At 41.5% G+C, this 14,955-nt stretch carries 24 protein-coding genes; 2 read left to right on the top strand and 22 right to left on the bottom strand.

The window, feature by feature from the left end:
- Nucleotides 1–21 precede the first annotated feature (21 nt).
- From lysM to DFP82_RS11990, 6 genes are all read right to left on the bottom strand, one after another.
- Entirely contained in the window at nt 22–531 is a 510-nt protein-coding gene (gene lysM / locus DFP82_RS12015; RefSeq protein ID WP_110923960.1) for a peptidoglycan-binding protein LysM, read from the bottom strand.
- A gap of 291 nt (nt 532–822) precedes the next feature.
- Nucleotides 823–1,059 (bottom strand): acyl carrier protein, encoded by a 237-nt coding sequence (gene acpP, locus DFP82_RS12010; protein ID WP_010196746.1) that lies wholly within the window; start codon nt 1,057–1,059, stop codon nt 823–825.
- A gap of 269 nt (nt 1,060–1,328) precedes the next feature.
- Entirely contained in the window at nt 1,329–2,063 is a 735-nt protein-coding gene (gene fabG / locus DFP82_RS12005) for a 3-oxoacyl-ACP reductase FabG (RefSeq protein WP_245905717.1), read from the bottom strand.
- Nucleotides 2,054–3,022 carry an ACP S-malonyltransferase gene (gene fabD / locus DFP82_RS12000; RefSeq protein WP_110923958.1) on the bottom strand — a complete coding sequence of 323 codons (969 nt, stop codon included), beginning with the start codon at nt 3,020–3,022 and terminating at the stop codon, nt 2,054–2,056. Before fabD ends, fabG begins: the two co-directional genes overlap by 10 nt.
- 415 nt (nt 3,023–3,437) lie before the next feature.
- The gene (rpmF, locus tag DFP82_RS11995; RefSeq protein WP_068408434.1) at nt 3,438–3,620 is read right to left on the bottom strand and encodes a 50S ribosomal protein L32; all 183 of its coding nucleotides are present in this window, start codon (nt 3,618–3,620) and stop codon (nt 3,438–3,440) included.
- Between the two features lie 336 nt (nt 3,621–3,956).
- Nucleotides 3,957–4,550: a YceD family protein gene (locus tag DFP82_RS11990; protein ID WP_110923957.1), complete on the bottom strand. Its 594-nt coding sequence runs from the start codon at nt 4,548–4,550 to the stop codon at nt 3,957–3,959.
- Between the two features lie 185 nt (nt 4,551–4,735).
- On the opposite strand from DFP82_RS11990, the gene DFP82_RS11985 reads away from it, so the two are divergent.
- Together DFP82_RS11985 and DFP82_RS11980 are read left to right on the top strand one after the other, a co-directional pair.
- Nucleotides 4,736–5,461 (top strand): elongation factor P hydroxylase, encoded by a 726-nt coding sequence (locus tag DFP82_RS11985; RefSeq protein WP_110923956.1) that lies wholly within the window; start codon nt 4,736–4,738, stop codon nt 5,459–5,461.
- Between the two features lie 269 nt (nt 5,462–5,730).
- Complete coding sequence (locus tag DFP82_RS11980) at nt 5,731–6,351, top strand: L-threonylcarbamoyladenylate synthase (RefSeq protein ID WP_110923955.1); 621 nt, start codon at nt 5,731–5,733, stop codon at nt 6,349–6,351.
- A gap of 92 nt (nt 6,352–6,443) precedes the next feature.
- On the opposite strand, the gene rplQ is transcribed toward DFP82_RS11980, so the two are convergent.
- The 16 genes from rplQ to rplX all read right to left on the bottom strand — a co-directional run bounded on the left by rplQ (nt 6,444) and on the right by rplX (nt 14,952).
- The gene (rplQ, locus tag DFP82_RS11975) at nt 6,444–6,803 is read right to left on the bottom strand and encodes a 50S ribosomal protein L17 (protein WP_010196736.1); all 360 of its coding nucleotides are present in this window, start codon (nt 6,801–6,803) and stop codon (nt 6,444–6,446) included.
- 19 nt (nt 6,804–6,822) lie between these two features.
- Nucleotides 6,823–7,830, bottom strand: a complete 1,008-nt coding sequence (locus DFP82_RS11970) for a DNA-directed RNA polymerase subunit alpha (protein ID WP_011279808.1) — start codon at nt 7,828–7,830, stop codon at nt 6,823–6,825.
- Nucleotides 7,831–7,911: 81 nt separating this feature from the next.
- On the bottom strand, nt 7,912–8,553 hold the full coding sequence (gene rpsD / locus DFP82_RS11965; protein WP_110923954.1) for a 30S ribosomal protein S4: 642 nt from the start codon (nt 8,551–8,553) through the stop codon (nt 7,912–7,914).
- A gap of 48 nt (nt 8,554–8,601) precedes the next feature.
- Nucleotides 8,602–8,991, bottom strand: coding sequence for a 30S ribosomal protein S11 (rpsK, locus tag DFP82_RS11960; RefSeq protein WP_058368279.1), 390 nt, complete (start codon nt 8,989–8,991; stop codon nt 8,602–8,604).
- A gap of 20 nt (nt 8,992–9,011) precedes the next feature.
- Nucleotides 9,012–9,368, bottom strand: a complete 357-nt coding sequence (gene rpsM, locus DFP82_RS11955; RefSeq protein ID WP_010196723.1) for a 30S ribosomal protein S13 — start codon at nt 9,366–9,368, stop codon at nt 9,012–9,014.
- Between the two features lie 253 nt (nt 9,369–9,621).
- Nucleotides 9,622–9,738 (bottom strand): 50S ribosomal protein L36, encoded by a 117-nt coding sequence (gene rpmJ, locus DFP82_RS11950; protein ID WP_010196721.1) that lies wholly within the window; start codon nt 9,736–9,738, stop codon nt 9,622–9,624.
- 31 nt (nt 9,739–9,769) lie between these two features.
- Nucleotides 9,770–11,101 (bottom strand): preprotein translocase subunit SecY, encoded by a 1,332-nt coding sequence (gene secY, locus DFP82_RS11945; RefSeq protein WP_181416317.1) that lies wholly within the window; start codon nt 11,099–11,101, stop codon nt 9,770–9,772.
- A gap of 19 nt (nt 11,102–11,120) precedes the next feature.
- On the bottom strand, nt 11,121–11,561 hold the full coding sequence (rplO, locus tag DFP82_RS11940) for a 50S ribosomal protein L15 (RefSeq protein ID WP_110923952.1): 441 nt from the start codon (nt 11,559–11,561) through the stop codon (nt 11,121–11,123).
- A complete protein-coding gene (gene rpmD, locus DFP82_RS11935) occupies nt 11,561–11,740 on the bottom strand; it encodes a 50S ribosomal protein L30 (RefSeq protein WP_010196714.1) in 180 nt (59 codons plus the stop codon). Before rpmD ends, rplO begins: the two co-directional genes overlap by 1 nt.
- A 20-nt stretch (nt 11,741–11,760) precedes the next feature.
- Complete coding sequence (gene rpsE / locus DFP82_RS11930) at nt 11,761–12,276, bottom strand: 30S ribosomal protein S5 (RefSeq protein WP_010196711.1); 516 nt, start codon at nt 12,274–12,276, stop codon at nt 11,761–11,763.
- A gap of 2 nt (nt 12,277–12,278) precedes the next feature.
- On the bottom strand, nt 12,279–12,629 hold the full coding sequence (rplR, locus tag DFP82_RS11925; protein ID WP_110923951.1) for a 50S ribosomal protein L18: 351 nt from the start codon (nt 12,627–12,629) through the stop codon (nt 12,279–12,281).
- An 11-nt stretch (nt 12,630–12,640) separates the two neighbouring features.
- Nucleotides 12,641–13,174 (bottom strand): 50S ribosomal protein L6, encoded by a 534-nt coding sequence (gene rplF, locus DFP82_RS11920; RefSeq protein ID WP_110923950.1) that lies wholly within the window; start codon nt 13,172–13,174, stop codon nt 12,641–12,643.
- Between the two features lie 174 nt (nt 13,175–13,348).
- Complete coding sequence (gene rpsH, locus DFP82_RS11915; RefSeq protein WP_110923949.1) at nt 13,349–13,747, bottom strand: 30S ribosomal protein S8; 399 nt, start codon at nt 13,745–13,747, stop codon at nt 13,349–13,351.
- 11 nt (nt 13,748–13,758) lie between these two features.
- On the bottom strand, nt 13,759–14,064 hold the full coding sequence (gene rpsN / locus DFP82_RS11910; RefSeq protein ID WP_021813378.1) for a 30S ribosomal protein S14: 306 nt from the start codon (nt 14,062–14,064) through the stop codon (nt 13,759–13,761).
- A gap of 12 nt (nt 14,065–14,076) precedes the next feature.
- The gene (gene rplE / locus DFP82_RS11905; protein ID WP_110923948.1) at nt 14,077–14,613 is read right to left on the bottom strand and encodes a 50S ribosomal protein L5; all 537 of its coding nucleotides are present in this window, start codon (nt 14,611–14,613) and stop codon (nt 14,077–14,079) included.
- A 21-nt stretch (nt 14,614–14,634) separates the two neighbouring features.
- Nucleotides 14,635–14,952, bottom strand: coding sequence for a 50S ribosomal protein L24 (rplX, locus tag DFP82_RS11900; protein ID WP_110923947.1), 318 nt, complete (start codon nt 14,950–14,952; stop codon nt 14,635–14,637).
- Nucleotides 14,953–14,955: the final 3 nt, after the last annotated feature.

The following is a 14,955-nucleotide window of genomic DNA, read 5'->3' as shown; positions in this document are numbered from 1 at the left end:
TTGTACTATTTATTACTAATATTATGGCTTAGGAATACGTAATACCTGACCTGGATAAATTTTATCAGGGTCAGAAAGCATTGGCTTGTTCGCTTCAAAAATCTTCATGTAGTCACTTGCTGAACCATAAACATCTTTGGCAATCTTAGATAAGTTATCGCCAGACTTAACCGTATACATGGTTGACTCAGGAGCATCTTCTTCGATATCAATATTATCGATGACTTTTGCAACGTTCTGTACATTACCAATTGCGATGATTGCTTTTTCGCGGTCTGCTTGTGTCTTAGCCTTACCACTGATCTCAGCAGTATCTGTCGAGCCATTGTATTTAATCTTTAGATCGCTGATATTTAGATTTTGTTGCTGAACACGACGAAGCAAGATATTAGCGACTGACTGTGCTGAAGGCTCACTACTCTGTACTGGCGTATTAGCATCTGCTTTGGTTTCTGATTTAGCATCATGCTCGGCTTCATCACGATTGAATATCTTATCACCGATGTCTTTTGCAAAACTGAACATACCCATATAACTGCTCCTTAAAATATTATTATTAATCATTATTTTCGATGACGGATAAAATCAGATAATGAGGTAAACACCTGAATTTCGTCATACTTTATTACTGCTTACCAATATGAGTATAGACAAAGGTAGTTGGACTGGCTAGTAATAGTATGTTGAATAATGTTGAATTGACGTAGCTTATGTTAATAAATACGATTCACTCATATGGAAAGCTCATTTTACAAGACATAAAAAAAACCGCTTATCAATTAAGATAAGCGGCAATACAAAACTTGCTAAGCTAATATAGAATTATAGCTGCGCTTGTACGTAATCAATTGCTTTTTGAACAGTCGTTAGTTCTGCTGAATCTTCATCAGGAATAGTGATGCCAAAATCGCTTTCGAATGACATAACCAATTCAACTAGATCCAATGAATCTGCACCTAAGTCTTCCATAAATGAAGCATCGTTGCTGATTTCTTCAACGTTCATACCCAATTGCTCAGCTACTGCAGCTTTAACTCTTAGCTCGGTATCATTACTCATGTAAATTTCTCCTTTTTGATCTATTATTTTGACAAACCACTATAGTTCTATTATTAGATTCTACAGCATTGTATATAAGTGAGACTTTCAGATTAGTATCGCTATCTGAATGCTTTATAACGGATTATACGTTTTGACTAATGTCTGGTAAAGCTCTGCTATCATACAGTGCTTTGGCCTAAAAGTGTCCGTCATTATAGCACCCTTTATTATAGTTTACACTCGTTCACACAGTTTTTTATTATCACTATGTAACACTTGTGCGTCACTTACATATACATGCCGCCATTGACAGGAATAACAGCGCCTGTGATATAGCTGGCCTCATCGCTGGCCAAGAAATGCACTGCTGCTGCGATGTCTTCTGGCTGACCTAAACGGCTAATAGGGACAGCATCTAACATCGAATTTAGCAGACGTTCATCAAGCTCATCCGTCATATCTGTTTCAATCAAACCCGGAGCGACACAGTTGATAGTTACTTGGCGTGAGCCAATTTCACGCGCTAAGGTACGGCTGAAGCCTTCTACGCCTGCTTTGGTTGCAGCATAGTTAGACTGACCTGCATTGCCCATTTGCGCGACTACAGAGGTAATATTAATGATGCGACCACGGCGTGCTTTCATCATACCGCGTACAGCACGTTTGCTCATGCGATATACTGACGTTAGGTTAGTGTCTATGACATTGCCCCAGTCGTCATCTTTCATGCGCATTAGCAAGCCATCTTGCGTGATACCAGCATTATTTACCAGTACCTGTACCGCACCATAGACACTTTCGATCTCTTCAAACAATTTATCAATTTGCGCCGTATCACGTACATCTAAGACTCGACCAATACCACCACTATCATGAAGATAGTCATCGATAAGCTCAGCGCCTTTTTCGGTCGTCGCTGTACCAATGACAAAATGACCTTCTTTAGCAAAACGTTTGGCAACGGCTTTACCAATGCCACGGCTCGCGCCTGTTACTAATGTAATCGTACGGCTCATGATAATAACTCCATTAATTTCTCAAGGCGGGCAGGTTTGTCAGTAGGATAGCTGGTAATTGGCTGGGCTTGACGCTTCGCCAAATTACTCAATACATTGCCACTGCCACATTCGATTAAAATATTAATTTGCTTGTCAGCCAGCTCTTGCATGGTTTTTGACCATAATACAGGTTGGCTTAGCTGTTCAGTCAATGCTTGTTTGATACCTAACGCACTGGTTTCGACACGTGCATGACGATTTTGAATAACAGGAATCGTGGCTTGCTCAAATTTGATGTCTGCCAAAATTTCAGCCAAAGCACTACTCGCCGGCTCCATCAGCGCACAATGTGAGGGTACGCTTACCTTTAGCGGAACAGATTTCTTACCAGTATTTTTTACTTTATCAATAACAGCATTAACGCCATCGGCATTACCTGAGATAACGACTTGCCCTGGGCTATTAAAATTGGCTGCACCAACAATCGCGCCATCAACATGTTCAGTCGCTTGCTCACATAAATTTTCGACCCGATTATCTTCAAGACCTAATACTGCTGCCATCGCTGTATCAATGCCTACAACAGCCTCTTGCATTAACTGACCACGTTTATGAACCAGTCTTACTGCATCAGCAAGCGATATCACATCAGCTGCACAGAGCGCGCTATACTCACCTAGAGAGTGCCCTGCTAAATAACAAGGCTCTGTGACTACTTTCTGTTTCAAGATTCGCCAGATAGCTATGCTAGCCGTCAATAATGCTGGCTGAGTATAGTGGGTTTGATTGAGCTTTTCTTCATCCTGACAGATTGCCCATAGGTCTTCACCAAGTGCGTCACTTGCTTCAGCGAAAGTATCACGAATCTCTGGATAAGTTTCAGCAAGCTCACTCGTCATACCAACGACTTGTGATCCTTGACCAGGGAAAATTACCGCGATCCGCGAAGGCTGCTTTTTTGCCATATCGGGTACAGAGGCCATAACCAATATTCCTTATTCAATTGGAAACATCCCTAAAAATAATGGGAGTTGTTATATTATTAGGTACGACACAGAGCCGTTGCGTTCGTTATTTTTCGAAAAATTAGCTATTAGTGAACTATACACTGACAGACTCTATTATCATAGTGAGTGCCACCTAAACTGGTGTAGCAGAGAATATCACTAAAATTGTAATAATAGATTGTATCAGTTCACTTTCATATTTGCTAAAGGCTAAAAATAAAATATTTATTTTAAAAAACCATAGCAAAAAGCCAAGTTATCTAGCCACATAATATATGATAGCGAAATAACTTGGCTTTCTTTAGCTCAAAACTCATTGCTTGATACGGCTATGCAAAAGCAATAATAGTCACCAGTACCATGACTACTTTTGCATTAGCTAACAAGCAACTTAGGCGTCTTGACTTACCTTGAACAACTGACGACCACGGTAAAAACCATCTTTAGTCATGTGATGACGACGATGTTTTTCACCAGTAGTAGCATCAATGCTCAGCTCAGCCACTTCCATACGATGGTGTGAACGGCGCATGTCACGACGAGAACGGCTTTTACGACTTTTTTGAACAGCCATGATATAGCTCCTATACTTAAAAGGGATAAGCTTGAAATTCAGCTTTAATCGATACTGACAGAGGCCATATAATCACAACAACCTAAGTCTTACGCATCATTAGTTAAATAGATTGCCACTCACATAAAATGCTAACTATGTCTAAAATCTATAGTAAATTTGCATAGTCAGCTTCTATCAGCAAGCAACTTGTTGCTAGAATGCAATAAACCGGACATTATACGCATGTTTAATGGATTAATAAAGCCCTGCATCTCACTCTTCTGTAGAAAGCTGATGAAAGGTATCACAAATTCATTAAGTAGTACATTTATATGTGAATTGCTTTTAATGAAACTACAGCTTGCCTTTTAGCGAGGCTAAAGCGGCAAAAGGATTTTCTGTTTCTTCTTCTTCTGGAATCTCACCAAACTGCTCTACCGTCATCTCACAGTCATCATGCTTTGGTGACATTGGCGTCTTGAGTAGTATCTCGTCTTCAACCAATTTCTTGAATGGCAATAGCTTCTCTGGTGATTGCTCTGTAATGATTTCATCAAGTAATAAATAATCTTGCTCTTCATTCACTAAGCGTACTTGGCCCTCTTTTTCGAGCAAAGCAATATTAAAATCGTCAGACAAATCGATAGACACTGGCTGCAGACAGCGCTGACAAGTTAGCCAAACCTGACCAGTCAATGTAAATGCCAAATGTAAGACATTATTACGGCGATATAAGCTAGCACTAAGCTGTATTTTTTCTTGCTCGTGTTCGGTAGCTAGAATAAGCGCCAGACGTTTGAACGCACTTGGCTCTACTTCTCCTGACCATTCATAACCAGTATCTGCCCACTTATCTAAAGAAATAGAATCGGGCATGCTGGTAGGTAACGGCACTTTTTTGTTATCAGTATGCATTGCTGACGGTTTACTTTCTGGAGTGCTTGACATGCGCGGCCTCATTCATCAAAACGGTGTATAATATTGCCTGCCATACTAACGGAAAGCATTGAATGACGCTAGCGCTAGTATGTTAATATTTTTGATATTGGCACGATTTAACATGACCTGTTCTTCGCCTTTATACTAAGGTGATAGTTTTCATTTTTACCACTTATCTGACCAGTATTTCACTTATGAATTCGTTTAACAATAAAATTGACTTTGCTAACTTACTCTCATCTTCTAAAGCAAAAATACTACTGAAATGTCTTACCGAGTTGGTCAGTGATATGAACTCTATCTCTGCCGATTCATCAAATTTTGAGAAGAATAAAGCGTTAGAGCGCCTGAGAAATGAATGGCAAGGCCTAGCTACTACCGAAACTGACGATAACGACCAACAATTAGCTCATAATAATGAGCAGGTAGCTACCGACTGGCTCATTCAATTATTCAATACTTTATTTGCTGATCAAAAGGTAATATTGGTTCGTAGTGAAGGTGAACCCGAATACTTTCCTGCCCAAAACAATGAACCCGCAAGAATTGAATTTGCTCATGGTTTTTTTGCCAGTGCGTTGCACGAGCTGAGCCATTGGTGTGTAGCCGGAGAAGCTCGTAGAAGGTTGCCAGACTTTGGCTACTGGTATGCACCAGATGGACGATCAGCAGCGCAGCAGCAGTCTTTTGAGCGCGTCGAAATTAAGCCGCAAGCATTGGAATGTCTATTTACTTTAGCTTGCGGGCGACCTTTCCAAGTATCGCAGGACAATTTATTTGCAGCGTTTGATACGAGTGATAGCACCTTCGAACATGACGTTTATCAACAAGCAGAACAGTATATTACTGAGCCACAGACACTACCACGTGATGCTAAAAAATTATTACTTACTTTACTTGAGATTTCCACACCCAATTAGACTAAACCAATGGCAATATAACTTTCAATGGTATGATTTTTATAACGTGAATGGTTAAGGATCTTATACGAACAATAACGCCTTGCCACTAAAGTTACATGTGCTATGCGCTATACTAATGATCAAATCCATATTTTAAACCAATAAACTTTATTAACGTTTAAAATATACTTTATGAATTATCCTCTGTATTAAACAGACTTAACACAGCCACCGAAACACTTATTTAAATGAAGAAAAACCTCATAATTATAAGATAAGGAAGCATTATGCAAGTATTCTATATTCACCCAGACAATCCACAGCCTCGATTGATTGAGCAAGTGGCTGACCTGCTACGTAAAGACCAACTGATCATCTACCCTACCGATACCAGCTATGCCTTTGGTTGTCGTCTGGGTGCCAAAGATGCGTTAGAAAAACTTAAACAAATTCGTGAGCTTGATGATAAACACCAATTTACCTTATTATGCCGTGACCTAAGTGAGATTGCTAATTACGCCACAGTAGATAATGTGCAGTTTAAACAGCTAAAAGCACATACCCCAGCACCTATTACATTCATCCTAAATGCCACAAAAGATGTACCAAAGAAACTGTCTCATGCCAAGAAAAAAACAATCGGTATCCGAGTACCGAGTAACGCTATTGCTCAAGCACTTCTAGAAGCTATGGATGAACCCATTTTAACTAGCTCACTAATCTTACCTAACCGTGATGACATACTTGACGATCCATTCGAGATTGAAGATATCTTGGGTAATCAAATTGATGGTCTAATCAATGCAGGTATAAAAACAACTAAGCTAACGACCATCGTAGATATGACTAGCAGCCAACCTGAGATTATCAGGCAAGGTGCTGCTGATGTTGATTCACTACTGCGCTAATAAAATTAATAATGTGATTAACCAAATTCAAGACATAAAAAAAAGCTCCAATTAATTGGAGCTTTTTTATGAATCATATATTCAGTATAAAACTAGTCACGATCAACTAATTCTACATATGCCATTGGCGCATTGTCACCATCACGATGACCGCATTTTACGATACGCAAATAACCACCTGGACGAGTCTGGTAACGAGGACCTAACGTGCCAAATAATTTGCCTACCATAGCTTTGCTACGCATACGGCTGAATGCTAAACGACGGTTAGCAACGCTGTCTTCTTTAGCCATAGTGATTAATGGCTCGGCAACGCGACGTAGTTCTTTAGCTTTTGGTAAAGTTGTTTTGATCAGTTCATGCTCAAATAATGAGTTAGTCATGTTCTGAAACATTGCCTTACGATGACTGCCGGTACGACCCAGCTTGACTCCACTCTTACGATGGCGCATAGTCAAAAATCCTTAAAGTTTAACGGCTACGATAAGAAAAGCGATCATCAACACGTAAATCAGCTGGTGGCCAGTTATCTAGGCGCATACCGAGCTCTAAATCTTTAGACGCTAAAACGTCTTTGATTTCAGTTAATGATTTCTTACCAAGATTTGGGGTTTTTAGAAGTTCAGTCTCTGAACGTTGTACCAAATCACCGATATAGTAAATGTTTTCAGCTTTCAAGCAGTTGGCTGAGCGAACCGTTAGTTCAAGATCGTCCACAGGGCGTAATAGCACCGGATCAACCTCTTCTTTCTCTTTCACAGGCTCAGGCGCTTCTTCAGCTTCTAGGTCAACAAAGATAGAAATCTGTTGTTGTAAAATAGTGGCTGCTTTACGAATTGCTTCTTCTGGATCTATAGTGCCATTAGTTTCAAGCTCAATGATAAGACGATCAAGATCAGTACGCTGCTCTACACGAGCGTTCTCAACCTGATAAGCAACACGAAGCACAGGACTAAAACTTGCATCAAGCTTTAAGCGTCCAATTGCTTTAGTATCACCATCTTCACGGCGCTGGTTTGCTGGCTCATATCCACGACCCATTACTACGCGCAAACGCATCTTAAGATGACCACGATCACTCAATGTACCCAATACCAATTCTGGATTGATGATGTCAACATTGTGCGGTAACGTGATATCTGCAGCAGTAATAGTGCCTGGACCTTGTTTATCCAAGGTCAAAAATACTTCATTTTGGTCATGAAGCGTAATTGCCAAGCCTTTTAAGTTCAAAAGCAAGTCAAGTACATCTTCTTGTAGCCCTTCAAGCGTAGAGTATTCATGGTCAACACCATCAATCTCGGCTTCAATGACTGCAGCACCAGGTAATGAAGATAACAAGATACGACGTAAGGCATTACCTAGGGTATGCCCAAAGCCGCGTTCTAACGGTTCGAGCGTGACTTTCGCAATCGTTTCGTTAACCGTGTCCACGTTAATGGCATTCGGCGTTAGAAACTCAGTTGCATTTAGCATCATGATGTCACCTCGATTTATTAAACTGGTTTAATTAACGTTAATTGCTCAATGCCATTTTCATGACATCGAGCAGTACGTCATTTACTTAGAGTATAGCTCAACGATCAAGCTTTCGTTGATTTCAGCAGGTAGATCAATACGATCAGGCGCATGTTTAAACGTGCCTTGTAGTTTGCTGTGATCAACATCTAGCCATTCTGGAATACCACGTTGTGTCGCTAGTTCAATAGCGTTTTTAATACGTAGTTGTTCGCGAGACTTCTCTTGGATAGCGATGACATCACCATCTTGAAGCTGAATTGATGGAATGTTCACACGAACAAACTCATCACGGCCAGCTTTTTTTACCATAACAGTACGATGACTGACTAGCTGACGTGCTTCTGCGCGAGTTGAGCCAAAGCCCATGCGATATACAACGTTATCTAGACGGCTCTCAAGCATGGCTAGTAGGTTTTCACCTGTAGCACCGCGCTTACGAGCAGATTCTTTATAGTAATTAGCGAATTGACGCTCTAGTACACCATAAATACGCTTAACTTTCTGCTTTTCACGCAGCTGTAGAGCATATTCAGAGGTCTTGTTACGGCTTACGCCATGTTGACCTGGTGGACGACCAGCTTTTTTCGTTTTTACGTCGTATGGTTTAACGCCAGACTTAAGGCCTAAATCCGTACCTTCACGACGTGATAATTTGAGTTTTGGTCCAATATAGCGGGCCATTGTTATGTCTCCTATAAGCTTTCAATATAAAAAGCTTCGTCTTTAATATTAGACGCGGCGCTTTTTCGGCGCACGGCAACCATTGTGTGGGATTGGGGTTACATCAGAGATGCTGTTGACTTTATAACCCAATGCACCTAGTGCTCTTACCGCAGACTCACGACCCGGTCCTGGTCCTTTGACCAAAACGTCGATATTCTTAACACCATATTCTTGGGCCGCTTTACCAGCGACTTCAGCTGCAACCTGAGCTGCAAATGGTGTAGATTTACGTGAACCACGGAAGCCTTGTCCACCTGAAGTGGCCCAAGCCAATGCATTACCCTGACGATCGGTAATCGTAACAATGGTGTTATTAAAAGACGCATGGATATGGGCTACGCCCTCCGATACTGAACGGCGAGTCACCTTTTTGCGACTGCGAGTGTCTTTTGCCATCTTTTAGCTTCCTAAGTTAATTATCTTTTGAGAGGGCGTGTCGGACCCTTACGAGTACGAGCGTTGTTCTTGGTGTTCTGACCTCTAACTGGTAGGTTACGACGATGGCGGATGCCACGGTAACAACCAAGATCAACTAAACGCTTAATATTCATTGAAACTTCACGACGAAGGTCACCTTCAGTCATGTAATTTGCAATTTGTGCACGGATAGCATCTAACTGTGTATCATCTAACTGACTGACTTTAGTAGTAGGGGCAATGCCAACTGCTTCTAAGATTTTCTGAGCAGTGGTACGACCTACACCAAAGATGTAAGTTAGTGAAATAACAGCATGCTTATTATCCGGAATGTTTACGCCGGCAATACGAGCCATTGATTTCTCTCCATTAAAGAAAAATAAGCGTTATCTAACGATAAGGCATTACTTTTCAGATTTGTTGCTGTCAATACTAAAGCCTTTGTAATCTCAATCTCTGCTTTGGTCTGATAACAGACTTATTCTTCGATAGTATTATAAAAGTTTTTGCATAAACTACGGCAAGTGGCGGATGATATCGCATCCGCCGTTATTTTTCAAGTATTAATTTAAATAGTAACAAAAACCTGAGGCTTTGTGATACTAAGTATTAACCCTGACGTTGCTTGTGGCGAGGTTCTGCTGTACAAATAATATGTACACGGCCTTTACGGCGCACAACTTTACAGCTACCACAAATCTTTTTAACTGATGCTTGAACTTTCATAGCATGCTCCTTGAAATATCGTACCGCTCATTTAAGATTGAGTGGGCGATTGAATTAACGTCTGATCATGATATTGATGGGTCATCAAATGCGCTTGAATCTGCGAGATGAAGTCCATTACCACAACCACCATAATCAGTAAAGACGTACCACCGAGTTGAAACGGCACACCAAACGATGACTGGACGACCATTGGCATTAAACAAATAACCGTCATATACATCGCGCCAATAAAGGTCAATCGGTTTAATACATGATCGAGGTAACGCTGAGTTTGTTGTCCTGGGCGAATACCTGGGATATACGCACCACTACGTTTAAGGTTTTCAGCTACTTCACGTGGGCTAAATACTAGCGCCGTATAAAAATAGCAGAAGAAAATAATCATTGCACCAAACAATACTAAATATAGCGGCTGTCCTGGAGACAATACTAACGCCATATTCTGTAATATTTTTTGTGTAAAGGTAGGATCGGTTGATTGACCAACCCACTGCCCTAAACTTGCTGGAAACAACAATAGAGAACTCGCAAAGATAGCGGGAATAACCCCTGCCATGTTTAGCTTCAACGGCAGATGAGACTGCTGCTGAGCATAAATTTTACGACCCTGTTGCTGCTTTTGTGCGTAGTTTACGGGAACACGGCGTTGAGCACGTTCAATATAAACAATGCCAGCAGTAACCGCTATACCTAGTAACACAAAAATAAATAGTACAATCAAGTTCATCTGACCTTGATTGACCTGTTCGATAGATTGCGAAATCATACCTGGCGTACCAGCCACAATGCTTGCAAAAATGAGCATTGAAATACCGTTACCTACACCACGCTCTGTAATCTGCTCACCAAGCCACATCAAGAACATAGCGCCTGCTACTAAAGAAGTAACAGCTGGAATATAAAAAGTAAGACCAGAAGATAAGGTAAGATTTTGACTGATTAAGCCAGCACACATCCCTAATGACTGTACTAGGGCTAAAGCAAGCGTTCCCTGACGGGTATACTTGTTTAGCTTGCGTCGTCCCGCTTCACCTTCTTTTTTGAGGGCTTCAAGCGATGGCAATACCGCAGACATCATCTGGACAATAATCGATGCTGAGATATATGGCATAATACCAAGTGCCATAATAGACATACGCTCTAGTGCACCACCTGAGAACATATTAAACATGCTCAGGATGGTGTTTTCGTTGCGCGAAAACAGATCAGCCAAGTTAACCGGATTGATACCCGGTACTGGAATATGTGACCCTAAACGATAAACAATCAATGCGCCGATTAAGAATAATAAACGCGTCCATAATTCGTCATACTTGCGTATAAATGCAAATGGATTGAGCGGTATACCAGTCGATGACATTGATTGTTTTGACACGTTATTACTCCTCGATGCTACCACCAGCAGCTTCGATTGCTAGCTTAGCGCCTTTAGTCACTTTGATACCTTTAAAAGTATAAGCTTTAGTGACTTCGCCTGATAACATAACACGGGCACGCTTCATATCATGACGGATAAGGTTAGCAGCTTTAAGTGTTTCAATGCTAACAACATCGCCTTCAATTTGGTTTAGTTCAGACAGACGTACTTCAGCTGTCTTCATTGCCATTTTACTGGTAAAACCAAATTTAGGTAGACGACGATATAAAGGCATTTGACCACCTTCAAATCCTGAGCGTACGCTAGAACCTGAACGAGATTTCTGACCTTTTACACCACGACCACCAGTCTTACCAAGACCTGAACCGATACCACGACCACGACGTTGTGCAGTTTTCTTTGCACCAACACCTGGTGATAATTCATTTAATCTAAGACCCATTACGCTTCCTCCACTTTTACCATGTAGTTAACGCGATTTACCATACCACGAGTTGAAGGAGTATCTTCTACTTCAACAGTATGGTTAATACGGCGTAAACCCAATCCTTTCAAGCTCGCTTTGTGGCTCTTTAGGCGATGGGCACCCGATTTAAATTGAGTGACTTTCATTTTTTTCATCGTAACTCACCTAGTCTAAGTTAACCCAAGATTTCGTCTACAGATTTACCACGTTTAGCTGCCATCTTCTCTGGAGTTGACATATCACGTAAACCGTTAAACGTTGCGCGAACAACGTTAGCAGTATTGGTAGAACCATAACATTTAGTCAAAACATCTTTGACACCAGCAACTTCTAACACAGCACGCATTGCGCCACCAGCGATTACGCCGGTACCTTCAGATGCAGGCTGCATATAAACTTTACTAGCACCATGACGTGCTTTGATCGGATGATACAAAGTTGCATCATTTAGCTCAACAGTAATCATATTACGTTTGGCAGCTTCTAGTGCTTTTTGGATAGCAGCTGGCACTTCACGTGCTTTACCGCGACCAAAACCAACACGACCGTTGCCATCACCCACTACAGTTAGTGCAGTGAAAGAGAAAATACGACCACCTTTAACAACTTTTGCAACACGATCAACGGTAACTAAGCGTTCTACTAGACCGTCAGTCTGTTCATTTTTATCATTTTTATCATTTCTAGCCATGATTAAAACTCCAATCCGTTCTCGCGAGCTGCTTCTGCTAAAGCTTTAACTCGACCATGATATTTGAAACCACTACGGTCAAAGGCAACTTTAGTGATACCAGCTGCTTTTGCGCGTTCTGCGATCAATTGGCCTACAGACGTTGCTGCATCAGCATTACCAGTAGCGCCTGAGCGCAAGCTGACGTCTAAGGTAGATGCCTGAGCAATCACTTCACCACCGTTCGGAGAGATAATCTGGGCATACATATGTTTTGGCGTGCGGTTAACCGTTAAGCGATTAACGCCTAAAAAACGGATATGCGCGCGGGTTTTCTTAGCTCGACGCAGACGAGCTGCTTTTTTATCAAACATTTCAACTCACCTTATTTTTTCTTGGCTTCTTTGCGAATCACATGCTCGTCACTATAACGAATACCTTTGCCTTTATAAGGCTCAGGTGGGCGGAAACCACGGATATTAGCCGCTGCTTGACCAAGCTGCTGCTTATTGTTTGATTTCAAAACAATTTCAGTTTGCGTTGGGGTTTCAGCTGACACACCTTCAGGTAACGTATATTCTACCGGATGAGAGTAACCGACGTTCAAAGTTACTTTGTTGCCAGTAACTTGTGCGCGGTAACCAACACCAATTAACTGAAGACGTTTTACAAAGCCTTCATTTACGCCTGTAACATAGTTGTTAAGCAGAGCGCGCATGGTGCCAGTGTGCATCATAGCTTCTTTTGAATCGACTGTAGGTGAGAAAATGATAACATCATCTTCCTGTTTCAGCTCGACCAATGCATGCAGGCGTAAAGACAAATTGCCGTTCTTGCCTTTAACTTCGACCTGCCGATCGTTCAAAGTAACGCTTACGCCATTTGGCAGCGTCACTGGGGCTTTAGCCACACGAGACATAGGAATATTCCTTAAAAAATTAACTTCTTTATATTAGCGAAAAAACTAACAGGCTAAAAAGCGTGTTAGTTTAGCATAGTTGACCGCGTTAGACACCTAACAATGTTAAATAATTCATCATTACCACATTGATAGAAGCCCAACAGCGTCAAATAGACTTTATCATCGTGTAACTTACGCTACAAATGCGACGATTTCACCACCGATACCAGCAGCGCGTGCAGCACGATCACTCATGATACCTTGGCTAGTTGATACGATAGCAACACCCATACCTTGCTTAACAGTAGGGATAGCGTCTTTGCCACGGAACTGGCGTAAACCAGGACGGCTAAAACGTTGAATAGTTTCGATGACAGCACGGCCTTCGAAGTATTTTAGTTCAATAGTAAGGCTTGCTTTGTTGTTTGCTTCTTCAGTAACAACAGCACTAGCCACATAACCTTCGCTAACTAGCAAATCAGCAATTGATTTACGTAATTTAGAGCTCGGCATTGCTACCGATACTTTGTTAGCCATTTGTGCGTTACGAATACGGGTTAGCATATCCCCAACGGTATCTTGCATACTCATATAGTTACCCCTTACCAGCTTGCTTTACGAACACCAGGCACATCGCCTTGCATGACACGCTCACGCAGCATATTGCGTGATAAGCCAAACTTGCGGAAGTAACCGTGAGGACGACCGGTGATAGCACAACGATTGCGCAGACGTACTGGTGATGAGTTACGTGGAAGAGCTTGTAGCTCTAACATCGCTTCCATACGAGTTTCGTCACTTGCAGTCATATCACTGATAGTTTCTTTTAGCTTGATACGCTTATCAGCGTATTTAGCAACCATTTTTTCGCGCTTCAATTCGCGGTTAATCATGCTCTTCTTTGCCATAACGTCTTTACCTTATTTAAATGGGAAGCCGAATGCTTTAAGCAACGCACGACCTTCTTCATCAGATTGAGCTGACGTGGTGATTGTCACATCCATACCGCGGATACGATCAATCTTGTCAAAATCTACTTCTGGGAATACAATTTGTTCTTTGATACCCAATGAGTAGTTACCACGTCCGTCAAAGGCTTTAGGTGAAAAACCGCGGAAATCACGAATACGAGGAATTGCAATGGCAACGAGACGATCTAAAAATTCGTACATTTGCTCACCGCGTAGCGTTACTTTACAGCCAATTGGCCATTCTTCACGAATCTTAAAGCCAGCAACTGATTTACGCGCTTTGGTGACAACAGGTTTTTGACCAGCAATTGCAGTCATATCAGCTACAGCACCTTCAAGCAATTTCTTGTCTTGAGACGCACCGCCTACACCCATGTTAAGTGTGATTTTAGTGATTTTAGGCACTTGCATCACATTTGCCAAACCAAGTTCTTCTTGGATTTGCTGCTTTAATTTATCGTTATATAAAGATTTTAATCTTGCCATTACCATTACACCCTTAGTGTCTTACGCAGTCGCCACTACTTCACCGTTCGAACGATAGACGCGTTGTTTCTGGCCGTCTTCGCTGAACTGATAAGTAATACGATCAGCTTTTTGGGTTTGCGCATTTAATATTGCGACATTTGAAATATGTAGGAAAGCTTCTTGCTTAAGAATGCCGCCTTCAACGCCAGCTGCCTGATTTGGCTTCTGATGTTTGGTGACAATGTTAATGCCTTCTACTTTAATACGATCATTTTTTACAGCTTGTACAGTACCTTGCTTGCCTTTATCTTTACCAGCAATCACGATAACTGTATCGCCTTTACGTAATTTTGACATGGA

The organism is Psychrobacter fozii (assembly GCF_003217155.1).
Taxonomy (GTDB): Bacteria; Pseudomonadota; Gammaproteobacteria; order Pseudomonadales; family Moraxellaceae; genus Psychrobacter; species Psychrobacter fozii.
This window is presented reverse-complemented; position numbering and strand designations above follow the sequence as displayed.